This window comes from Marinomonas sp. GJ51-14 (genome assembly GCF_055808695.1).
Genome location: NZ_CM147879.1, coordinates 1125577 through 1147307, shown reverse-complemented (window position 1 = coordinate 1147307; position 21731 = coordinate 1125577). Strand labels below are relative to the sequence as shown.

22 protein-coding genes are annotated in these 21731 nt (G+C 40.5%); 6 read left to right on the top strand and 16 right to left on the bottom strand.

What is annotated here, in order from left to right; genetic code table 11:
* Positions 1 to 31 precede the first annotated feature (31 nt).
* Positions 32 to 1633 carry a GntR family transcriptional regulator gene (locus tag AC0L3Y_RS05635; RefSeq protein WP_473469755.1) on the bottom strand — a complete coding sequence of 534 codons (1602 nt, stop codon included), beginning with the start codon at positions 1631 to 1633 and terminating at the stop codon, positions 32 to 34.
* Positions 1634 to 1837: 204 nt separating this feature from the next.
* Here AC0L3Y_RS05635 and AC0L3Y_RS05630 point away from each other — a divergent pair, with 204 nt between their 5' ends.
* The gene (locus AC0L3Y_RS05630; protein WP_473469753.1) at positions 1838 to 3055 is read left to right on the top strand and encodes an aminotransferase class V-fold PLP-dependent enzyme; all 1218 of its coding nucleotides are present in this window, start codon (positions 1838 to 1840) and stop codon (positions 3053 to 3055) included.
* 6 nt (positions 3056 to 3061) lie between these two features.
* Positions 3062 to 3460, top strand: a complete 399-nt coding sequence (locus AC0L3Y_RS05625) for a SufE family protein (protein WP_473469751.1) — start codon at positions 3062 to 3064, stop codon at positions 3458 to 3460.
* Here AC0L3Y_RS05625 and tcdA read toward each other — a convergent pair.
* Complete coding sequence (gene tcdA, locus AC0L3Y_RS05620; protein ID WP_473469749.1) at positions 3432 to 4223, bottom strand: tRNA cyclic N6-threonylcarbamoyladenosine(37) synthase TcdA; 792 nt, start codon at positions 4221 to 4223, stop codon at positions 3432 to 3434. The two genes, AC0L3Y_RS05625 and tcdA, sit on opposite strands and share 29 nt — an antisense overlap.
* Before the next feature lie 114 nt (positions 4224 to 4337).
* Between tcdA and AC0L3Y_RS05615 the strand changes: the two genes are divergently transcribed.
* Positions 4338 to 5078, top strand: a complete 741-nt coding sequence (locus AC0L3Y_RS05615) for a TrmB family transcriptional regulator (RefSeq protein ID WP_036157660.1) — start codon at positions 4338 to 4340, stop codon at positions 5076 to 5078.
* Between the two features lie 80 nt (positions 5079 to 5158).
* On the opposite strand, the gene AC0L3Y_RS05610 is transcribed toward AC0L3Y_RS05615, so the two are convergent.
* The 14 genes from AC0L3Y_RS05610 to AC0L3Y_RS05545 form a co-directional block, all read right to left on the bottom strand.
* The gene (locus AC0L3Y_RS05610; RefSeq protein WP_473469746.1) at positions 5159 to 5578 is read right to left on the bottom strand and encodes a F0F1 ATP synthase subunit epsilon; all 420 of its coding nucleotides are present in this window, start codon (positions 5576 to 5578) and stop codon (positions 5159 to 5161) included.
* 64 nt (positions 5579 to 5642) lie between these two features.
* Complete coding sequence (gene atpD, locus AC0L3Y_RS05605; RefSeq protein ID WP_473469744.1) at positions 5643 to 7019, bottom strand: F0F1 ATP synthase subunit beta; 1377 nt, start codon at positions 7017 to 7019, stop codon at positions 5643 to 5645.
* A 29-nt stretch (positions 7020 to 7048) separates the two neighbouring features.
* Entirely contained in the window at positions 7049 to 7909 is an 861-nt protein-coding gene (gene atpG / locus AC0L3Y_RS05600) for a F0F1 ATP synthase subunit gamma (RefSeq protein ID WP_473469742.1), read from the bottom strand.
* Between the two features lie 86 nt (positions 7910 to 7995).
* The gene (gene atpA, locus AC0L3Y_RS05595) at positions 7996 to 9540 is read right to left on the bottom strand and encodes a F0F1 ATP synthase subunit alpha (protein ID WP_473469740.1); all 1545 of its coding nucleotides are present in this window, start codon (positions 9538 to 9540) and stop codon (positions 7996 to 7998) included.
* A 38-nt stretch (positions 9541 to 9578) separates the two neighbouring features.
* The gene (locus AC0L3Y_RS05590) at positions 9579 to 10115 is read right to left on the bottom strand and encodes a F0F1 ATP synthase subunit delta (RefSeq protein WP_473469737.1); all 537 of its coding nucleotides are present in this window, start codon (positions 10113 to 10115) and stop codon (positions 9579 to 9581) included.
* Positions 10116 to 10126: 11 nt separating this feature from the next.
* Positions 10127 to 10597 carry a F0F1 ATP synthase subunit B gene (locus AC0L3Y_RS05585; protein WP_473469735.1) on the bottom strand — a complete coding sequence of 157 codons (471 nt, stop codon included), beginning with the start codon at positions 10595 to 10597 and terminating at the stop codon, positions 10127 to 10129.
* Positions 10598 to 10655: 58 nt separating this feature from the next.
* Positions 10656 to 10913, bottom strand: coding sequence for a F0F1 ATP synthase subunit C (gene atpE, locus AC0L3Y_RS05580; RefSeq protein ID WP_133010645.1), 258 nt, complete (start codon positions 10911 to 10913; stop codon positions 10656 to 10658).
* Between the two features lie 65 nt (positions 10914 to 10978).
* Positions 10979 to 11827, bottom strand: coding sequence for a F0F1 ATP synthase subunit A (atpB, locus tag AC0L3Y_RS05575; RefSeq protein WP_473469732.1), 849 nt, complete (start codon positions 11825 to 11827; stop codon positions 10979 to 10981).
* 51 nt (positions 11828 to 11878) lie between these two features.
* Positions 11879 to 12283, bottom strand: a complete 405-nt coding sequence (locus AC0L3Y_RS05570) for an ATP synthase subunit I (RefSeq protein WP_473469730.1) — start codon at positions 12281 to 12283, stop codon at positions 11879 to 11881.
* Positions 12284 to 12446: 163 nt separating this feature from the next.
* Positions 12447 to 13328, bottom strand: a complete 882-nt coding sequence (locus AC0L3Y_RS05565; protein WP_473469728.1) for a ParB/RepB/Spo0J family partition protein — start codon at positions 13326 to 13328, stop codon at positions 12447 to 12449.
* 46 nt (positions 13329 to 13374) lie between these two features.
* A complete protein-coding gene (locus tag AC0L3Y_RS05560; protein ID WP_473469726.1) occupies positions 13375 to 14142 on the bottom strand; it encodes a ParA family protein in 768 nt (255 codons plus the stop codon).
* 3 nt (positions 14143 to 14145) lie between these two features.
* Positions 14146 to 14772, bottom strand: coding sequence for a 16S rRNA (guanine(527)-N(7))-methyltransferase RsmG (gene rsmG / locus AC0L3Y_RS05555; RefSeq protein ID WP_473469724.1), 627 nt, complete (start codon positions 14770 to 14772; stop codon positions 14146 to 14148).
* Between the two features lie 53 nt (positions 14773 to 14825).
* A complete protein-coding gene (mnmG, locus tag AC0L3Y_RS05550; protein WP_473469722.1) occupies positions 14826 to 16715 on the bottom strand; it encodes a tRNA uridine-5-carboxymethylaminomethyl(34) synthesis enzyme MnmG in 1890 nt (629 codons plus the stop codon).
* Between the two features lie 777 nt (positions 16716 to 17492).
* Entirely contained in the window at positions 17493 to 18548 is a 1056-nt protein-coding gene (locus AC0L3Y_RS05545) for an NAD(P)-dependent alcohol dehydrogenase (RefSeq protein WP_473469720.1), read from the bottom strand.
* 221 nt (positions 18549 to 18769) lie between these two features.
* Between AC0L3Y_RS05545 and acuR the strand changes: the two genes are divergently transcribed.
* From acuR to AC0L3Y_RS05530, 3 genes are all read left to right on the top strand, one after another.
* On the top strand, positions 18770 to 19444 hold the full coding sequence (acuR, locus tag AC0L3Y_RS05540; protein ID WP_473469718.1) for an acrylate utilization transcriptional regulator AcuR: 675 nt from the start codon (positions 18770 to 18772) through the stop codon (positions 19442 to 19444).
* 77 nt (positions 19445 to 19521) lie between these two features.
* Positions 19522 to 20508, top strand: coding sequence for an acrylyl-CoA reductase (NADPH) (gene acuI, locus AC0L3Y_RS05535; RefSeq protein WP_473469716.1), 987 nt, complete (start codon positions 19522 to 19524; stop codon positions 20506 to 20508).
* A gap of 43 nt (positions 20509 to 20551) precedes the next feature.
* A complete protein-coding gene (locus AC0L3Y_RS05530; RefSeq protein WP_473469714.1) occupies positions 20552 to 21709 on the top strand; it encodes a glycerate kinase family protein in 1158 nt (385 codons plus the stop codon).
* Positions 21710 to 21731 lie beyond the last annotated feature (22 nt).

Here is a 21731-nt window from a genome sequence, read left to right as displayed (position 1 = left end):
GAAGCTCTATTCTACTAGATACAAACAACTTCTAGCCAAAATCATGATTTATTAAATCAAGCATTGGGTTATAAAGCGGCTCACTGGTCGAGTTGCGTGACTTTTTATCTACTTTTTCTAAAGACTCTTCCAATTTAGGTTCTTTAGCAGATTCATTTTCAATTACGTCTTGATTTATTATTTGTTTCATTTCTTCTTGATGACTAACATCGGCACTTTCTGCTTCTTCAGTTATTTCACTTTTACCCTCAGACAGAGACTCTTCAAATAATATTCCTCCAACATCTAATTTATTCTCAATAGATAAATGGTCTGCTAGGGCTTTTGCTAATGGTTCTACATCATCTAAAGTCACATTCACAGCTAACCAATGATTCGCATCCGACTCATGACTGACTAAAGTTCCCGGAACAATGGCGTGTCTGAAGCTCGCTAATAAAGAAGTTATACTGGCGACGTCTAAAGGTTCTGATAAATGCATCCAGAGCGACATACCACCTTTACTTGTGGCGAAACTAACATGATGACCTAAACGAGTTTCTAAATGTGCTTTGACTCGCTCAGAGTTCGCCCAAACATCTCTCGCTCGCCGAGTTAATGATCGTTTACTGTTTGGTTGTAAGACATCACTCAACGCCGTTTGTTGTGCATCACTAAGTGCCATATCAGCACCAAGTAAAGCACCTTCTAATAAGGCTTGATGTCGTCCCGGTAAACACCAGCTAGCTGAACACCCCACCCCTTTGGACTCCACCCCGCCGATATAAACAATATGATCCGATTGATCTAAAGATTTATAAGTCAGAATAGGACCAGGACGATACGAAAGATGTGAACACAAATCCCATTCGATCGCAGGCAATTTGGTTTCTTCAATAATAGCGAGCCAACGACGTAAACTTAAATTACTAATTAGTTGTCCTGCGGGAAATGAAAATTGACCAGGCAATATAATCAAACTTATCGATTCATCTCGTAGACAATGGATTGCTAGGTCCAAATCTACACCACGCTCACCAGCGCTTAAAGTAATGACTTGTCGCCCAATACTTTGCAATGTTGTCGTGATTCTAGGGTCACAAGGCTCTAGCACTAAAACCTTATCATCTCGTTTCGTTAAACTTTGAACACTTTGTGTAAAGATGGCTAAAGGTGAATAACCAAGCCAGAGTTGTGATGCATGGGCTTTGATTCCTAATCCCTTTAAATAATCACTAACTGACTCGCGAGCAGTTAAATGCCCTTTTCCTAATACCGGTAAATGCACTTCATCTTGACGACTAACGGGATTCAAAAAAATATCACTTTGATCGACTAATGCTCCGCGATGAGCAAGGCAAGACCAAGCAGGCTTCACACCTTCGTTTGTAAGCTTTTGCAGTGTTTCACCCGCCAATAATAAGGCCGGTTTAGTATCACTACGATGACAAACAAAGTAACCAGATTTGGGGCGAGACTCAATCCAACCGTCACTACTTAGTAAATCATAACCATGTATGACGGTATTTAAACTCAAGCCTAGCTCTTTTGATAAGATACGTAGAGATGGCATACGATCACCGGGCACAATTGACTCTTGTGACATCTGATCTAAAAACCAATCCACAACACCCTTATATAAAAATTCAGCCACTACTTTGTACCTTTTCTTGTTTGTCATCTAGTATCTGTTATCAATCATTATATCTGTATAAAAAAAACGCAAGTAAAAGACCAATATTTCCCGATTTTGATAGAAGTTAAGGTACAATTTCGTCAATTCTGTGCCGCTTTAATGGCCTCTCTTAAATAAAACCAACCCTCAAAACAACAACCCTAATATCAAAGTAGAGTATCCATGGCTTTTGACCCTTCATCGCTTCGCCCCTTTTTTCCTATTTTGTCATTACAGGCTCATGATCATCCTTTAACTTATTTGGATAACGCTGCAACGACTCAAAAACCATATCAAGTGCTTGATGCCATTCAAGATTATTACTGCACGCACAATGCAAACGTTCACCGCGGTGCTCATTTTTTAAGTGACAGAGCAACAAATAGTTTTGAACAATCTAGAGAAACGCTTGCTCGCTTTATCAATGCACCAATACAAAGCCATATCATTTGGACAAAAGGCGCAACGGAAGCCATTAACATGGTCGCTTTTGGCCTAGAGCATATTCTCGAAAAAGACGATGAAATTCTAATAACCAGTTTAGAGCATCACGCCAACCTTGTTCCTTGGCAACAATTAGCGTTTCGAACTGGCGCTCGATTACGTATTTTACCGCTAACTTCGAGTGGTGCTTGGGAAGATGAATTCAGTCACTACTTTACTGATCGCACTCGCATTTTTGCTGCAACACAAGTATCCAACGCTATTGGCACCAGTACACCGCTACAAACCATGCTTCACCATGCGAAACAACACGGCGCATTTACTCTGGTTGATGGTGCTCAAGCGGTTGCCCACTATGAAGTGGATGTGCAAGCACTCGACTGTGACTTCTACGTTTTTTCTGGCCATAAGATGTATGGCCCGACTGGTATTGGGGTTTTATATGGTAAAAGTCATGCCCTTGAAATACTCATGCCTTATCAAACGGGTGGAGAAATGGTGCTGCATGTTTCTCATCAAGCCACTGAATTTAATGTTTTACCTTATCGATTAGAAGCGGGAACACCGAATATTGAAGGTGTTATAGGCTTAGCTGCTGCATGTAATTTCTTAACCGAACAAGACAGACCCGCTTTACTCGCTTGGGAACAGACTCTTGCTTCTCATGTTTATTCTCGTCTTAAAAAAGAAAGCGGAGTCGAGATTTATTCTCCCGAAAAAAACACCACACTGGTTTCTTTAAGTGTACCCAATGTTCATTTAATCGATTTAAATGCTTACCTAGACAGCCAAGGTATAGCTGTAAGGGCAGGAAGTCACTGTGCCCAACCACTTATGGCACAACTCGGTGTAGCGGGAACATTAAGAGCATCCTTTGCTTGTTACAATACAATGGAAGAGGCCGACCGTTTCTGCGACGTTTTACTTGAAGCCATAAACTTATTAGACGATGAGTAACACGTAATGACCAACTTAAACCAAATACTCACTATAAAAGAGCAGCTACAAGCTTGTCGTAGTAAAGAAGAAACCTTTAAAGCGCTCGTCACCTTAAGCAAGACCTTATCTAGGCTTTCAGTCGAAGAGAAAACAGAACAATATAAGGTAAAAGGTTGTGAAAGCGCGGTTTGGCTCATCATGAAAGAAGTGGACGGCATTCGCCACTTTCACGCCGACAGCGACGCCAAACTGATGCGTGGCGTATTAGTCGCTATCCTAAGTTTGGTAGAAGGGAAAAATTCAGCAGAAATCCAAAAAATGAACCTAAAAGCCGAGCTAAAAGAACTCAATCTAAGTAGCTACCTAACCAGCTCCAGAACCAATGGTGTATTAGCTATTTTAGCTCGGATTCAGAAAGCTTAGCTAATTTCTCTAGTACTCTAGAAACAGCAACAAAACCAAATGTGGCAGTGACTACAGTACTGGCACCAAAGCCTGTATCACAATTCATTTTGGTTTCTGTATCTCCTTTTACTCTATCTTTCGATACTGTTCCGTCTCCTTGAGGGTATTTCAATTCTTCTACAGAATAGACGCACTCTATATTAAATCGACGTTTAGTATTACGGCTAAAGTTATAATAGCGACGTAAAAAATTACGCAGTTTCGCCGCTAATGGATCACCTACAGTTAGAGATAAGTCACCCGTTTGTATTTTAGTTGGGTCAGTTTGACCTCCGGCTCCACCGACTGTGATTAACTTACGCTTATTTCTCTTACACCAAGCCACAAGAGCGGCTTTAGGTTTAATACTATCGATGCAATCAATAATGTATTCAAATGACTCAGAAAGAAGTTCAGATAGGTTATCTGGCGTAATAAAATCCTCAACGATGGTTATTTGGCAATTTGGATTAATGAGCGCTAATCGTTCCGCCATCACATCGACTTTAGACTGGCCGATTGTCCCTTCCAATGCATGAATTTGACGATTTGTGTTAGTAATACAAACATCATCCATGTCGATTAGTGTGATTTTTCCAATACCTGAGCGAGCCAAAGCTTCTGCTGCCCAAGAGCCTACACCGCCAATGCCAATAACACACACATGAGCTTGAGAAAATACCTCATAAGCTGCATCTCCGTATAAACGGCGAATGCCACCAAACCGCTGTTCATCTGTCACTTTTATCTCCTCTCGAGCGTATCGTCTTGCGATTTTTTCTTTCAATACGTGTATTCTTTAAAGCAATGAATACTAACTAATTTCTATAAATTACGACTGCAAACTGTGAGCCCTATGATTCAACAAGCTTTCGAACAACTCGGTTTAACACCAAGAGAAGCTCAACTTTATCAAACCTTGCTAAAGCTTGGTCCTTCTTCTATTCGAGATATTGCTGAGCACAGCGGCATTAATCGAGGAACAGCTTATGAATCACTTAAACAATTACAAAGCAAAGGTGTTGTTAGTTATTTTCCCAAAGGAAAGCGTCGATTTTTTACTGCTGAGAACCCAGATATTTTACTTAACCTTGCAGAAGAAAAGCGTAATCGGTTAGATAAAACAATTGAAAACTTAAAAACCTCGATTATTCCCAATCTGCATCAGCAACAGCCTGATTATCATCAAACCAACGTACGATATTACGAGGGTGATGATGGTATTGAATGGGTTTTGCGCGACATTTTAAACGTGGTTTCCCAACAAGACCATAAAGAATACTGTGTATTTTCTTCTAAACCCATTCGACCATTTTTGTATCGTCCGTTTCCAAACTACACCAAGCAACGAGTAAAGCTAGGGATTAACGTAAAAGTTATTGCCTTAGGAGATGGTGGTGAAGAAGCAGAACTATCAGAACGTAAATGGATAAAAACCGAAGGCTCGGTGGATGCCAGCTATATCGCTATTTATCCGCCTAAATGTGCCATTATTTCATTGGCAAGCAACAACTTCCCTTCTGCTGTTGTTTTAGAATCAAAAGACATTGCCAAAGCGCAACAGATTATCTTTGATACGCTTTGGAAAATGCTTTAGAGCTTCAAAAACTAAATAACAGGTAATAAAAAAGCAGCCCTTAGGCTGCTTTTTTGACTATCCAAACTCAACATTACCGCTTAGTTATTACTACGGAACTGCTGAATTGTACGCAAACGGGCCATAGCTTCCACTAATTCCGCTGTCGCACGAGTGTAGTCGACGTCAGGTTTTTGATCAGCTAAAAGCTCTTGAGCATGTGCCTGAGCTTTCAGTGCCGCCTCTTCGTCCAGATCTCTTGCACGAGTGGCTGTGTTAGCCAAGACGGTGACACGGTGCGGTTGAACTTCTAGGAAGCCACCGGACACGAAAATAAACTCTTCGTCACCATTTTCTTTAACCACACGAACAGGACCTGGTTGCAGAGTCGTCAACAATGGCGCGTGACCAGGCATAATACCCAAATCGCCATAGCTGCCTGCAGCCACAAGAGATTGAACCGTACCGGAAAAAATCTCTTGTTCAGCGCTTACGATATCGCAGTGTACTGTGATAGCCATAAGTTGCCTCTCTTAAGTCATACTTAGTAAAAGCGTCTTACAACGCTTTTACTACGCGTGATGGTTAAAGTTTCTTAGCTTTCTCGACAGCTTCGTCGATACTACCAATCATGTAGAACGCTTGCTCTGGAAGGTCATCAAATTCCCCATCCAAGATGCCTTTAAAGCCACGAATAGTGTCTTTCAAAGAAACATACTTACCTGGTGAACCAGTAAACACTTCTGCTACGAAGAAAGGCTGAGACAAGAAACGCTGGATTTTACGAGAACGGTTAACCGTTTGCTTATCTTCTTCAGATAACTCGTCCATACCCAAGATTGCGATAATGTCTTTAAGCTCTTTATAACGTTGCAATACCATTTGAACGCCACGTGCTACGTCATAATGCTCTTGACCAATTACAAGAGGATCAAGTTGACGTGAAGTAGAGTCTAGAGGATCGATCGCTGGATAAATACCCAAAGATGCAATATCACGAGACAATACAACAGTTGCGTCCAAGTGAGAGAAAGTTGTTGCTGGAGACGGGTCAGTCAAGTCATCAGCTGGTACGTATACCGCTTGAACTGACGTGATAGAACCAGTCTTAGTAGAGGTGATACGTTCTTGAAGAACACCCATCTCTTCAGCAAGTGTAGGCTGGTAACCTACTGCAGATGGCATACGACCTAGCAATGCAGATACTTCTGTACCAGCAAGCGTGTAACGGTAGATGTTATCTACAAAGAAAAGTACGTCACGACCTTCGTCACGGAATTTTTCTGCCATAGTCAAACCAGTCAATGCAACACGTAGACGGTTACCTGGTGGCTCGTTCATTTGACCGTATACAAGAGATACTTTATCGATTACGTTCGAATCAGTCATCTCATGGTAAAAATCGTTACCCTCACGGGTACGCTCACCAACACCAGCAAATACAGAATAACCACTGTGCTCGATTGCGATGTTACGGATAAGCTCCATCATGTTTACGGTTTTACCTACACCGGCACCACCAAACAGACCAACTTTACCACCTTTCGCGAAAGGACAAACAAGGTCGATTACTTTGATACCAGTTTCTAGCAACTCGTTACTAGAAGACTGTTCAGAGTATGAAGGTGCTGGACGGTGAATTGACCAACGCTCTTCTTCACCGATTGGGCCTTTCTCATCAATAGGGTTACCTAGAACGTCCATAATACGTCCTAGCGTTTTTGTACCAACAGGTACAGAAACTGGCTTGTTTGTGTTTTCAACAGTCAAACCACGCTTCATACCATCAGTTGAACCCATAGCGATGGTACGAACAATGCCGTCGCCTAGTTGTTGTTGAACTTCCAACACCAACTCTTTACCCTCGATGGTCAGGGCATCATATACTTTTGGCACATTATCACGTGGAAATTCCACATCGATAACAGCACCGATAATTTGTACGATTTGTCCGCTACTCATGTTCGGATCCTCTTAAATACCTAAATACCTTAAACCGCTGCCGCGCCGCTGACTATCTCAGAAATTTCCTGAGTAATCGCTGCTTGACGAGCCTTGTTGTACACCAACTGTAATTCATCAATGATATCACCGGCGTTGTCCGTTGCGTTTTTCATTGCAAGCATACGAGATGCTTGTTCACACGCAATATTTTCAACGACTGATTGATATACTTGAGATTCAATATAGCGAACCAATAACTCGTTCAAAATTTCAACGGCTTCTGGCTCATAAATATAATCCCAGTGGTGCTGTAACTCTGTATTCTCTTCCGCTTTTAATGGCAAAAGTTGTTCAACCGTCGGGGTCTGAGTCATAGTATTAACAAACTCATTTGACACCACGTAAAGACGATCAATACGACCTTCATCAAACGCGTCTAGCATCACCTTTACACTACCAACTAAGTCGTCAGCTTTAGGTGCATCACCTAAGCCAGTAAAAGCTGCTGTTACATTTCCGCCGTAGTTACGAAAGAATGAAACGGCTTTACCACCGATAGCACAAATGTCTATTTCAACACCTGAGTCAGCGAACTGTTTCATATCTTTAATGGCTTTTTTAAACACGTTAATGTTTAAGCCACCACATAAACCACGATCAGAAGAGATTACGATATAACCAACACGATTCGCCTCACGCTCGGTAAGGTAACGGTGTTTATACTCAGGATTCGCGTTAGCCAAATGACCAACTACTTGGCGAATTCGTTCCGCATACGGACGAGAAGCGGCCATACGATCCTGAGCTTTACGCGTTTTACTTGCTGCTACTTTTTCCATAGCACGAGTAATTTTACGCGTATTGTTAATGCTCGAAATCTGAGTACGTATCTCTTTTCCGACTGCCATAATAGAACTGCCCTTGTGAGAATGTTATTTCACAAACTGCAAGAAAGTGGTGACAAACTAAAATAATTAGCTTGTCACCAAAATCATTACCAAGTTTGCGTCGCTTTAAACTTCTCGATTGCCGCTTTAAGTGTCGCTTCAATCTCGCCGTTAAAATTACCAGTTTTGTTGATGTCAGCCATAAGATCAGCGTGCTCGCTGTTCATATAACCTAACAATGCTGTTTCAAAACTACCAATTTTGCTTGTTTCAACATCTTCAAGGAAGCCATCATTAGCAGCGTAAAGAACTACGCCCATATCAGCTACAGGCATAGGAGAGAACTGCTTTTGTTTCATCAGTTCAGTAACCTGTTTACCATGTTCTAGCTGCTTACGAGTCGCTTCGTCTAGGTCAGATGCGAACTGAGCGAAAGCCGCCAATTCACGATACTGAGCCAAAGCAAGACGAATACCACCGCCAAGTTTTTTGACAATCTTAGTTTGCGCAGCACCACCAACACGAGATACCGAAATACCGGCGTTCATTGCTGGACGAATACCCGCATTAAACGAGCTCGTTTCCAAGAATATCTGACCATCTGTGATGGAGATAACGTTGGTTGGTACGAAAGCAGATACGTCACCACCTTGGGTTTCGATGATTGGCAAAGCAGTCAAAGAACCTGTTTTACCTTTCACTTCACCGTTGGTGAATTTTTCTACATAGTCAACGTTTACACGAGACGCACGCTCAAGAAGGCGAGAGTGAAGATAGAAAACGTCACCAGGATACGCTTCACGACCTGGTGGACGACGAAGAAGCAAAGATATTTGACGGTAAGCCCAAGCTTGTTTTGTCAAATCATCATAAATGATCAAAGCGTCTTCACCGCGGTCACGGAAATACTCACCCATAGTACAGCCAGTATATGGCGCTAAGAAAAGCATTGACGCTGGATCAGATGCACCGGCTGCAACAACAGTGGTGTATTCCATCGCGCCAGCTTCTTCAAGCTTACGTACTACGTTTGCAATAGTAGATTGTTTCTGACCAATCGCTACGTAAACACATTTAATGCCACTATTTTTCTGAGCAATAATTGTATCGATAGCTAATGCCGTTTTACCAATTTGACGGTCACCGATGATCAACTCACGCTGACCACGACCAATTGGCACCATTGCATCAATGGCTTTATAACCAGTTTGAATAGGTTGATCTACTGACTGACGTTCGATAACGCCTGGAGCCACTTTTTCAACTTTATCAGTTAATTTTGCACCGATCTCGCCTTTGCCATCAATTGGGTTACCCAATGCGTCAACAACTCGACCAAGCAATTCAGGACCAATTGGAACTTCCAATATACGACCTGTACATTTAACTTTTTGGCCTTCTACAAGGTCTTGGTATTGACCCAATACAACCGCACCAACAGAGTCACGCTCTAGGTTTAAGGCCATACCGTAAATACCACCAGGGAATTCAATCATTTCCCCGTACATAACATCTGCCAAGCCGTGGATCAGAACGATACCGTCTGCCACACTGACAATTGTGCCCTCATTTTGGGCATCAGAAGTAACATCGAGGTTGTCGATGCGCTTCTTAATAATCTCGCTGATCTCAGATGGATTCAGTTGCTGCATGCTAAATTCCTCAACCCTGGTTTCGATTTAACGAAACTCTAGGAGTTTATCGCCTCGGACAGTTTCGCTAATTTACCGCGTACCGAACCGTCGATGATTAAGTCACCTGTACGTATAACCACGCCACCAATTAGGCTCGCGTCAGTTTCATTGATTAAGTTAACAGTACGGTCTAACTTTTTACTCAATGAAGCGGCTAATGCTTGTGCTTGCTCAGCTGATAATTCAAATGCTGACGTAAAATTAACATTTACGGCTTTCTCAAAATTCAGTTTGAACTGTTGAAATAACATAGATATTGCTGGAATAAGAGTTAAACGCTTATTTTCAGCAAGAGTAAGCAAGAATGCTTTCCCCTGTTCTGTTGTTACTTCAGCACAAACGTCCGCTAGAGCGTTTGCCTTCTCTTCCGCACTAAAAGCTGGATTTCCAAGTGCTACCTTGAGCTTAGGATCCACAGTTACAGCAGCTAATATGTTTAACATATCAGCCCATTCTGTAATGTGCCCTTGCTCACGGGCAACTTCGAAAGCTGCTCTAGCGTACGGTCGCGCGACTGTTTTTAATTCAGCCATTAGACCCTCGCTTAAAGCTCTTTAGCGAGTTTTTCAACGATCTCGCTATGTGCTTTTTCGTCAATTGTGGCACCCAAAATCTTCTCAGCACCAGCAAATGCAAGAACCGAAACTTGAGCACGCAATGCTTCTTTAGCACGCAATACATCTTGTTCAATTTCTGCTTGAGCTGCTTCGCGCAGACGCTTGCCATCAGCAATCACCTGCTCTTTTGCCTCGTCGATCATTTGGTTCGCACGTTTATTGGCTTGTTCAATTATATCGGCCGCGTTATCTTTGCTTTCACGTAGAAGTTGAGTGGCTTGTTCTTGTGCCAATTCAAGATCACGTGAAGCACGATTCGCTGCTTCCAAACCGTCTGCAATTTTCTTGCTACGCTCTTCGAGCGCAGCAATTACTGGTGGCCATACATATTTCATGCAGAACCAGACAAAAATCGCAAACGAGATAGCTTGGCCTATAAGTGTGAGATTCAAGTTCACGCTAATACCCTCGCTCTAAGTCGTTTAAAAGATAGTTCCTGCATAATTTGCAAGAATATTAACCAGCGACCTGAGCAATGAAAGGGTTCGCAAAAGTGAAGAACAATGCGATACCTACACCGATCATAGTTACGGCATCAAGAAGACCCGCTACGATGAACATTTTAACTTGCAACATAGGAACCATCTCAGGTTGACGCGCAGCGCCTTCCAAGAATTTTCCACCCAAAATACCAAAACCAATCGCAGTACCTAAGGCACCTAGACCGATTAGAAGGGCTACAGCGATAGCAGTAAGACCAACTACAGTTTCCATTTTAACTCCTAGATTTTCACAGTTTTAGATTAGATTTAAACAATATTACTTTAAAGAACACACTTTTAGTGATCTTCGTGCGCCATACTCAAGTAGACGATAGTCAACATCATAAAGATGAAGGCTTGAAGCACGATGATCAAAATATGGAAGATTGCCCATGGAACAGACAGAGCCCATTGTAGTCCCCATGGTAAAATGGCAATCAAGATAAAGATCAATTCACCAGCATAAAGGTTACCAAACAAACGTAATGCTAATGAAACAGGTTTAGCTAATAGACCAACACCTTCAAGTAATAAATTGAAAGGAATCATCCATTTACCAAAAGGCTGTAATGTTAATTCACCAACAAAACCACTCAATCCTTTTACTTTGATACTGTAAAAGATAATCAAAGCAAAAACAGAAAGAGACATACCTAATGTGGCATTAATGTCTGTTGTTGGAACAAATTTAAAATAGACATGATGAGGATCAGCACCAAAGACGGAAACACCTATCCATTGGGCTACTGTTGGCAGAAAGTCAACTGGAATTAAATCCATGAAGTTCATCAAGAAAACCCAAACAAAAATAGTAAGGGCTAAAGGCGCAATGACTTTACTCTTACCATGAAAGGTTTCTTTAACACTGCCATCAACAAACTCAACCATAAGCTCTACAAAATTTTGTAAACCAGTTGGTGTATCTGTTGATATTTTTTTCGCTGCTTTACGGAACAACCACAAAAACAATAAACCCAAAGCAATTGAGATTGCCATAGTGTCTACATGAATTGCCCAGAACCCCATATCAGCTGCTTCTTTAGCATCGTGAGCCATGCCCCAACTACCATCAGGATGTTGACCAAAGGTCAAATTCTGAAGGTGATGCTGTATATATTCAGAAGCTGTTGGATTTTCACTTGCCATATTTATATCCACGCTCTTTCAATGATTAAAACCTTATTCCTATCATGCTAATTATTGCTTTAGCACAATAGGGCTGAGCCAGTGACTCAAAATAGCGACCCCAAAACCCGCAAAAAAAGCTTCTGCAGATAAGGGTTTTATCAGAAGAAAAACCAGCGACAATAAAACCGCTGTCATAACCAACTTTCCGGCTTCCCCTCGATAGAATGATCTAACAACATCTTTTGCTGGACGAGTACCTTTGTAACCAAAGATCCGCCATGCCATATACACACTAGGCAATATACTGGTCCAAGCTCCTAATAAAAAAGAATATCCACTAAGACCACCAGCAATGTAAAAAATTCCCAAAGATATAAAAATAGTAAGTAAAAATTGTAATAAGATGAAACGAAATACAGCCTGCTTCTTTGCGCTTATGATTGCGCTTGCACTTAGCGGCTTATTTACTCCCATTACCTACTCTCTATTTCGCACTGTAAAAGTGCAATCAATGTGATGATTTATAAAATTCGAGGCATTATATGGGTAATGGCAGCGCTATTCAACTTAAAGTGAATAGCAAGATGACTTTCTAGCTATCTAACTTGAATACAAATAAATAACTTATCGATGTTATTTATTTACCTTCGAGAAGCTCACTAATCAAGAGTTCTAAGTGTTCAGGGTTACGATACTCAATGACGAGTTTGCCTTTTCCTTTTGCAGAAGGCTGAATTTTTACTGCTGCGTTAATCTTTTGACTGATACGCTCAGCTTCTGCACTTAAATCAGGCAGGGCAGGTTTATTATCTTCAACTTTGTCAACGACTTGAAAGTTTTTCACAAGCCTTTCTGTTTCACGAACAGATAAAGATTTAGTCACCACTAGTGAAGCGGCTTGTATTTGTTTGTCATGCTCTAAGGGTATAAGGGCTCTCGCATGACCCATTTCAATATCACCATGTTCTAATAAACGACGAACTTCTGGTGTTAACCCTAATAGACGCAATAAATTAGCAACCGTCGATCGAGACTTACCGACAGTATCTGCAACCTCTTGTTGAGTCAGATGAAAGTCTTCAATTAAACGCTGTAATGCAAGCGCCTCCTCTACAGGGTTTAGATCTTCACGTTGAATATTTTCAATTAAAGCCAATACAACAGCATCAGCATCTTCAACATGGCGAACAATAACAGGTACTTGTGTTAAATCAGCAAGCTTAGCAGCACGCCAACGACGCTCACCAGCAATGATTTCATATTGATTATGACCATTAGGGCGAACAACGATAGGTTGCATAATACCTTGTGTTCGAATAGAAGATGCTAAATCTTCTAGTTGCGCAGGATTCATGTCACGACGAGGTTGAAACTTTCCTTTGGAAAGCCATTCAACAGGTAGATAAGTTAGGCCTTTTATCTGATCATTATTAGAATCAGCTTGCTCTTTTGTGGCAGCAGCTTGCGGTGCTAATAATGCATCTAAGCCACGACCTAGACCTCTTTTTTTCATCGTCATTTCATCAACCCTAATTGGTATTAAAGCATTTTTTATTAAGCAGTCATTACACTACACATTTACGGATAAACTCGCCAGCTAACGCAAGGTAAGCAATCGCACCACGAGATTGTTTTTCATAATGTAAAACAGGTAATCCATAGCTTGGAGATTCAGCTAAACGAATATTCCTCGGTATAACTGTGTCATACACTTTATCACCAAAGTACTTATGAAGTTGACTAGAAACATCGTGGGTCAAACTAGGACGAGGATCATACATGGTTCGTAGAATACCTTCGACTTCAAGTGATGGATTCAACGCTTGAGTAATACGTTCTATTGTTTGCAGTAAAGCTGTTAAACCTTCCAAAGCATAATATTCACATTGCACTGGAATAAGCACGCCTTGGGAGGCTGCTAATGCATTTACCGTGAGCATATTTAATGATGGAGGACAATCTAACAGGATATAATCGAAGTCATTATCTACTTCATAAAGACCTGCTCGAAGTCGTGTTTCTTTACTTGGTAAATCTAATAAAGCCACCTCTGCACCGGTTAAGTCACCATTAGCAGGTAATACCCAGTATTCACCAGGCATGCTTTTTTTCATCACTTCTTTAACACCATGAGACCCAATAAGAACATCATAGACACTGGTGTCTAGCTCTTCTTTAATTAGTCCACTCCCTGTCGTAGCGTTACCTTGAGGATCGAGGTCAATAAGCAAAACTCGACGTTTCATTGCCGCAAGTGATGCGGCCAAATTGACACAGGTAGTGGTTTTTCCAACACCACCTTTTTGATTGGTAACTGCGATGATTCTAGCCATTATTTATCCTTTACGCGTCATCACTACCATGTGACGCTCCGCTTGAATATTTGGCACATTAAGAGGTTCTACTGAAACGACATTTACCTCTTTTGGTAGTACTGCTATTTCGTCATGAGGGTACACACCTTTCATGGCTAAAAAATTACCAGTTTTTTTGGGTAAAGGTAAAGTCCAATTAATCATATCTTGCAAAGAAGCAAAGGCCCGTGAAATAACATGATCATAATTACCTTGATAACTGTGTTTCTCCACTCTTTCGTTTGCGACGATTACATTATTTATATGTAAATCCATCTTAACCTGAGTTAAAAAACGTGTTTTTTTACCATTACTATCTAATAGAGTAAAACGTTTTTCTGGATAACATATAGCAAGCACCATACCAGGTAATCCAGGACCAGTACCAACATCAATAATATTTTCACCAGTTATATAAGGCAACGTAGCCAAACTATCAAGTAAATGTAAGGAGATCATCTGATCCACATCACGAATCGCAGTCAGGTTATAAGCCTTATTCCACTTTTCAAGCATGCTCAAATAGTTAACAAGTGTCTGAATAGTTTCATCAGATAAAGAGGCGCCCATTTTTTGGGCGCCTCTTTGAATGGTTTCAAAATGTGTCACAGTCGATCCATTTCAATAAATAAAAAGTAATAAAGAATTATCGGTCGATGATATTAGGCACTTTTTCGTGCAATGGCACGTTTTTTCAAATGAATAAGTAATAAGGATACAGCAGCAGGTGTCACTCCTTGAATTCTAGATGCTGCAGCAAGTGTGGCTGGACGAATTTGAGTCAACTTTTGTTTCACCTCATTCGATAAACCTTCCATATTACTGTAATCCAAATCATCAGGTAATGGCGTACTTTCTTGTCGACGTAAACGTTCAATATCTTCCGCTTGGCGAGTAATATAACCGGAATACTTTACAGCAATTTGAACTTGTTCTGAAACTTGCTCATCAACCGCTTCGTCGGGCATATTTTTTAAGTTTGCAATATCAGAATAAACAACATTAGGACGTTTAAGCAGATCTAATAAACTGTATTCATGTGTAATTGGTGTTTCTAATTTTGGATTAAGAAGCTCTGACTCGGGTGAATTTGGAACAATCCAAGTAGATTTAAGACGTTGTGTTTCAACTTCTATAGCTTCACGTTTTTTACAAAAAGCAGCCCAACGTTCATCGGACACCAATCCAAGCTCTCTGCCTTTCTCTGTCAAGCGCATATCGGCATTGTCTTCACGAAGAATCAACCTATATTCCGCACGACTAGTAAACATGCGATAAGGTTCTTTGGTTCCCATGGTAATTAAATCGTCAACTAGCACACCAAGATAAGCTTCATCTCGTCGAGGAGTCCAAGCTTCTTTGTCTTGAGCAAGTAATGCGGCGTTTAAACCAGCAAGTAACCCTTGAGCACCAGCTTCTTCATATCCTGTGGTGCCGTTAATTTGTCCAGCAAAGAACAAACCCGGCATATGTTTGGTTTCTAACGAATATTTTAGATCTTGAGGGTTAAAGTAATCGTATTCAATGGCATAACCAGGACGAATAATATGCGCATTTTCCATTCCTTTCATTGAACGAACTAATTCAATTTGTACATCAAATGGCAAAGATGTCGAAATCCCGTTTGGATAAAGCTCGTGCGTCGTTAAACCTTCAGGTTCGATGAAAATCTGATGTGAGTTTTTATCGGCAAAACGGACTATTTTATCTTCAATCGAAGGACAATAACGAGGTCCAACGCCTTCGATCACACCAGTATACATAGGCGATCGATCCATACCGGCACGAATAATATCGTGAGTACGTTCATTTGTGTGGGTAATAAAGCACTCGATTTGACGAGGATGCATAGCGCGATTTCCCATGTACGACATAACAGGTGTTACATCATCTCCAGGCTGTGCTTGCATCTGAGAAAAATCAACCGAACGTGCATCAATTCGAGGTGGTGTTCCGGTTTTTAAACGATCAACTCGAAATGGCAATGCTCGAAGCTTTTCAGCTAAACCAATGGATGGAGGGTCACCAGCTCGGCCGCCAGAATGATTTTGCAAGCCAATGTGTATAACTCCACCTAAAAAAGTACCGGCCGTCAATACAACCGTTTTACTGTTAAAACGTATACCTGTTTGTGTAATAACACCTCGAGCAGTACCCTCTTCAACAATAAGATCTTCAGCAGATTGTTGAAAAAGCCATAAATTTTCTTGGTTTTCTAGTTTATGACGAATAGCTGCTTTATATAAAATACGGTCAGCTTGAGCACGAGTTGCTCTAACAGCAGGCCCTTTTCTAGAGTTTAAGGTTCGAAATTGAATTCCTGCCTGATCTGTTGCTAAACCCATAGCACCATCCAAAGCATCAATTTCTTTTACAAGATGGGATTTTCCTATACCACCAATGGCTGGGTTACAGGACATTTGTCCTAAAGTTTCAATGTTGTGAGAAAGTAATAATGTTTTGACACCCATGCGAGCTGCAGCTAAAGCCGCTTCTGTACCAGCATGTCCGCCACCAACCACAATTACATCAAAACGACTTGGGAAATCCACAGGAACCTCGGTATTACTTAATAAACAGGAAAAATGAATAAAAAACGATCAACGCTTGATTAGGCCGCTTAGTATATAGGCAAATTTCGAAAAAGAAAGCGATCGGATTCAGCTTACCCGGTCATCAATATTAATATATATAAGTAAGTATATAAGATCTTTTATGTTTGTTATGTTTATATAGCAAGAGAAAATCTGTATATAAGTTAAATTTATTCATATATATCAGGTGATTACATCGATAACATCATGTTAATTACCCCCTTTCTTCCTGTGTTGTGGATAACCTAAACCTGTGTATAAAACTACCACTTATACACTGTCTGAACTTTACCTCTAAGTTGTTAAAAACTGTGCAAAACTTCCTATCAATCTATCACCGTACTTATCAACAGGTGGTTTTTGATTTTAAAAAAATATTAACTTATTGTTTTAAAAGTATTTTTTTTGTTTTTTATTGGCTTTCAGGAGGGCTTGTATGAACTTTTAATCCACAAGTAAAAAAATGAAAAAAAATATTTAAGTAAATATAATCGACTTTAAGACAGTGGTCTAAATTGTGGAATGGTTGATTTATATAAGTTTTTTAATATTGTGAAAAAAGAAAGATGATTTCCTATAAAAAAAATTGTGAGTAACTTTGAGCTCGTCTGATTTATTTTTATAAATTAGCGAGAAAAATCATAAAATGGATATCTTGTCTAATAAAAAAGACTCTAATCTTTTGCTGACTGAACAGAAGATTAGAGTCTTTATAGACGGCTTTAAAAAACAGGTTTAACTATTTTTTAGGCTTTTCATGTCAATGATGAAGCGATATTTTACATCACCTTGTTTCATGCGTTGGTAAGCTTGGTTTATATCTTGGATATTAATCATTTCAGCATCACATTCTATATTGTGTTCTGCACAGAAGTTCAAAACCTCTTGTGTCTCTGCAATACCACCAATTAAAGATCCAGTTAGAACACGACGCTTCAATACTAAGCTTGCAGAATGAAGTGCAGGTTCTATTGGCTCAATTAACCCGACTAAAATGTGAGTTCCATCAACTTTTAAGGTGTTCAAATATGGGTTTAAATCATGTTGAACAGGTATCGTATCTAATAAATAATCAAAGGTCATAGCTGCGGCTTTCATTTGATCAGCATCAGTTGAAACAATGACATGATCTGCACCTTGTTTTTTGGCCTCTGCTATTTTACTTTCAGAACGCGTAAAAATAGTTACTTCAGCGCCCAATGCTTTAGCGAATTTCACCCCCATATGGCCTAAACCGCCCATACCTAAAACGCCGACTTTATCACCTGCTTTAACGCCGTGATGACGAAGAGGTGAATATGTGGTTATACCTGCACATAATAATGGCGCCGCTTTACTAGCATCCAATGTTTCTGGAATAGACAATACGAACTCTTCACGGACAATAATATGATCAGAATAACCACCATAATTTAAAGAGCCATCAATTAAGTCACGAGCACCATAGGTGCCTAACATACCGCTTTCACAATACTGTTCTAAGTCTTGCTGGCATGATGAACAGGTTTGACAAGAATCAACCATGCAGCCAACGCCAACCAAATCACCGACTTTATACTTACTTACCTTGTTACCAATAGCGGTGATTCGACCAACAATTTCATGGCCAGGTACGACTGGATATTCACTCGGTCCCCAATCACTCTCTGCAACATGAATATCAGAATGACAAACGCCACAATAAAGGATATCGATACTAACGTCGTTTTCACGAAGTGCACGACGTTCAAATGAAAATGGTTCTAAAGGTGTTGTTGCTGATTTTGCAGCATAAGCTTTTGCTTGACTCATAATGTTCACTCCAATGATTGAGTATGTAATACGTGTAACGCAGTTTAGATCAAAAAAGATCACTTTGTTGTTGGTATTCTTATGATTAGCTTAGCCTTTGTTCTAAAAAGAAAAAATTCAATTTTTCCTACACAGTTTTATAAAAAATAAATCTAAATTTGATTTTATTAGACGATTGGTCTAAATTATTTTTCATACTTTATTTTAATAGGTCATTAAGCTTGTCTAGTTTCGTTGATGAAAAGCATTTAATAAGCGCTTTATCCCATAAGCCTCGTCGTGGCCGACCTAAAAAACAGCCAATGGATACACTTGATACTCGTGAGTCTTTATTGCGTGCAGGCATGCAAGTACTCACAGAAACCGGTTTTGTGAGTAGCAGTATTGACCCGATACTCAGATCGGTTGGTGTTCCTAAAGGCTCTTTTTACCACTACTTTTCTAGTAAAGAAGCTTTCGGTCTTGCCGTTCTTGAACGATACAGCCGCTACTTTGAAAACAAGTTAGATAAATTTTTATTGGATGATGCTTTTACGCCTTTGGAGCGCCTACGAAATTTTGCTCAAGACGCTGAAAATGGGATTATTCGCCATGATTTTAAGCGAGGGTGCTTAGTCGGTAATTTAGAGCAAGAGTCTATTTTATTGTCGGATTCTTTTAGTCAGCGTTTACAGGAAATTTATGTCAGCTGGCAGAACCGTGTAGCGAGCTGCCTAACTGAAGGTCAAAAACAAAAAGAAGTAACCAGAGAACAGACTGTAGAAGTCATGTCACAAATTTTTTGGATTGGCTGGGAAGGTGCTGTTCATCGTGCTCGATTAGTTAAAAGTACCCAGCCGTTATCTGCTTTCTTAGGTTTTTTCATACAAACAGTAAAGCAAGAGCAAGGTAAGTAACTCTTTTCAGAAGCTAAGTTATCACTTAGCTTTTTTAGTTAATTAAATAGACGATCGGTCTAAAATTGGAGACTTTTATGTTTAAAGGCTTATTGATAACTCAAAAAGACAAACAACAATCAGCTCAAATCGTTGATATAAATGAAGATCAACTACCTGAAGGGGATGTATTAGTCGATGTGCATTACAGCACATTAAATTATAAAGATGGTTTGGCAATCACAGGTAAAGCGCCTGTTGTACGCTCTTTTCCTATGGTTCCTGGTATTGATTTAGTTGGTCAGGTTGATCGTTGTGATTCTACTGCTTTTAATCAAGGCGATTGGGTTTTGTTAAATGGATTTGGTGTCGGTGAAGCTCATTGGGGCGGATTGGCTGAAAAAGCCAAACTAAAAAGTGATTGGTTGATTCCTTTACCTAAAGGTATAAATCCAAAGCAAGCTATGACAATAGGTACAGCGGGTTATACTGCTATGCTTTCTGTCTTAGCACTTGAAAAACAAGGTGTTACATCTGATTCAGGCGAAATATTAGTAACAGGTGCTAATGGTGGTGTGGGTAGTTTTGCTATTCGCTTACTACATAAATTAGGCTATCGCGTTGTCGCTTCAACTGGGCGAATGGAGCAAACGGACTATCTGACGTCTTTAGGAGCCAATGAAATCATCAACCGAGTGACTTTATCTGAACCGGGTAAACCGCTGCAAAAAGAGCGTTGGGCTGGGGTTATTGATTGTGTTGGTAGTCATACCCTTGCTAATGCTTGTGCTAGCACGAAATATGGTGGTGTTGTCACCTCTTGCGGACTTGCACAGGGAATGGATTTCCCTGCTTCTGTTGCACCTTTTATTCTTCGAGGCGTGCGTTTAATCGGTATAGACAGTGTTATGCGTCCAAAAGCTGACCGCATCGAAGCATGGCAAAGATTAAGCGAGTTACTGACCCCACAAGATTATGATGCTATTAGTACAGAGATAGGATTGGATGGTGTCGTAGAAACGGCCTATAAATTGCTTGATGGTAAAATACGTGGCCGAGTTTTAGTAAAGGTTAAGAGTCAATAAAACGCTTGGCTTCTTCTCTTTAATTACCGAGAAAAGGATGAATATGAAAATTATTATTGCGCCAGACTCTTTTAAAGAAAGCCTAACCGCTTTAGAAGTTGCTAAGGCAATTGAAATCGGTTTTCGCCATATTTTCCCGGATGGAGAATATATTAAAGTTCCTATGGCTGACGGCGGTGAAGGAACCGTTCAATCTATGGTTGATGCGACTCAGGGTCATTTTGTTGATCTTGAAGTTACTGGGCCATTGGGTAACAAAGTTATGGCGCAATACGGTATTTTGGGTGCTAAAGAAGGTAAATTAGAAGCAACGGCAGTGATAGAAATGGCTTCCGCATCAGGTCTACACTTGGTGCCAAGAGAACAAAGAAACCCTCTTTACACCACCAGTTTTGGTACGGGTGAACTGATCAAAGACGCCTTAGATCGAGGTATAAAACACATTGTTTTGGGGCTCGGTGGTAGTGCAACGAATGATGCTGGTGCAGGACTCGCGCAAGCTCTTGGTATTCAATTTAAAGATGATAAAGGGCAAGAGCTCGCTTTTGGTGGAGAGGTGTTAGCGCAATTAAAAACGATTGATGCTTCTCAAGTTCACCCACTGCTTTCACAATGTCAGATTGATGTGGCTTGTGATGTAGATAATCCATTGTGTGGCGAGCGTGGCGCGTCTGCTATTTTTGGCCCTCAAAAAGGCGCTACGCCAGAAATAGTTGCTTTGTTAGATAATACTTTGGAATATTTTGCTGATGTTATCGCGGAATCTGGCTTTGAAGACCATCGTTTAGAGCCTGGTGCTGGTGCGGCTGGCGGAATGGGGTTGGGTGTAAAAGCTTTTCTTAATGCGCAGCTTAAGCCTGGTATCGAGATTGTTATGGAAACCGTTGGTCTTGCAGATAAATTAGAGAGCGCAGACTTAGTTATTACAGGTGAAGGACGAATCGATGGTCAAACTGTCTTTGGCAAAACTCCAATGGGCGTTCTAAAACAAGCCAACCTGAAAAACGTGGCGACTATTGGTATCGCTGGTAGTTTAGGTGAAGACGCTGATGTGATTTTAAGCCATGGAATGTTAGCTATTTTCCCCATTATTCCAGCTTTAGACAGTCTAGATAATGTGTTGGCCCATGCTGAAGAGAACTTGATTAACTCATCACGAAATATTGCATCCATGCTTAAACTAGGGCAAAACCTCAGTTAATGCGTATTAACTGAGGTTTTCC

Coding starts and splice junctions, on each gene's coding strand:
- AC0L3Y_RS05630 (WP_473469753.1), top strand. CDS start 1,838: ATGGCTTTTGACCCTTCATCGCTTCGCCCCTTTTTTCCTATTTTGTCA.
- AC0L3Y_RS05625 (WP_473469751.1), top strand. CDS start 3,062: ATGACCAACTTAAACCAAATACTCACTATAAAAGAGCAGCTACAAGCT.
- AC0L3Y_RS05615 (WP_036157660.1), top strand. CDS start 4,338: ATGATTCAACAAGCTTTCGAACAACTCGGTTTAACACCAAGAGAAGCT.
- AC0L3Y_RS05610 (WP_473469746.1), bottom strand. CDS start 5,578: ATGGCTATCACAGTACACTGCGATATCGTAAGCGCTGAACAAGAGATT.
- atpD (WP_473469744.1), bottom strand. CDS start 7,019: ATGAGTAGCGGACAAATCGTACAAATTATCGGTGCTGTTATCGATGTG.
- atpG (WP_473469742.1), bottom strand. CDS start 7,909: ATGGCAGTCGGAAAAGAGATACGTACTCAGATTTCGAGCATTAACAAT.
- atpA (WP_473469740.1), bottom strand. CDS start 9,540: ATGCAGCAACTGAATCCATCTGAGATCAGCGAGATTATTAAGAAGCGC.
- AC0L3Y_RS05590 (WP_473469737.1), bottom strand. CDS start 10,115: ATGGCTGAATTAAAAACAGTCGCGCGACCGTACGCTAGAGCAGCTTTC.
- atpE (WP_133010645.1), bottom strand. CDS start 10,913: ATGGAAACTGTAGTTGGTCTTACTGCTATCGCTGTAGCCCTTCTAATC.
- atpB (WP_473469732.1), bottom strand. CDS start 11,827: ATGGCAAGTGAAAATCCAACAGCTTCTGAATATATACAGCATCACCTT.
- AC0L3Y_RS05570 (WP_473469730.1), bottom strand. CDS start 12,283: ATGGGAGTAAATAAGCCGCTAAGTGCAAGCGCAATCATAAGCGCAAAG.
- AC0L3Y_RS05565 (WP_473469728.1), bottom strand. CDS start 13,328: ATGACGATGAAAAAAAGAGGTCTAGGTCGTGGCTTAGATGCATTATTA.
- AC0L3Y_RS05560 (WP_473469726.1), bottom strand. CDS start 14,142: ATGGCTAGAATCATCGCAGTTACCAATCAAAAAGGTGGTGTTGGAAAA.
- AC0L3Y_RS05545 (WP_473469720.1), bottom strand. CDS start 18,548: ATGAGTCAAGCAAAAGCTTATGCTGCAAAATCAGCAACAACACCTTTA.
- acuI (WP_473469716.1), top strand. CDS start 19,522: ATGTTTAAAGGCTTATTGATAACTCAAAAAGACAAACAACAATCAGCT.
- AC0L3Y_RS05530 (WP_473469714.1), top strand. CDS start 20,552: ATGAAAATTATTATTGCGCCAGACTCTTTTAAAGAAAGCCTAACCGCT.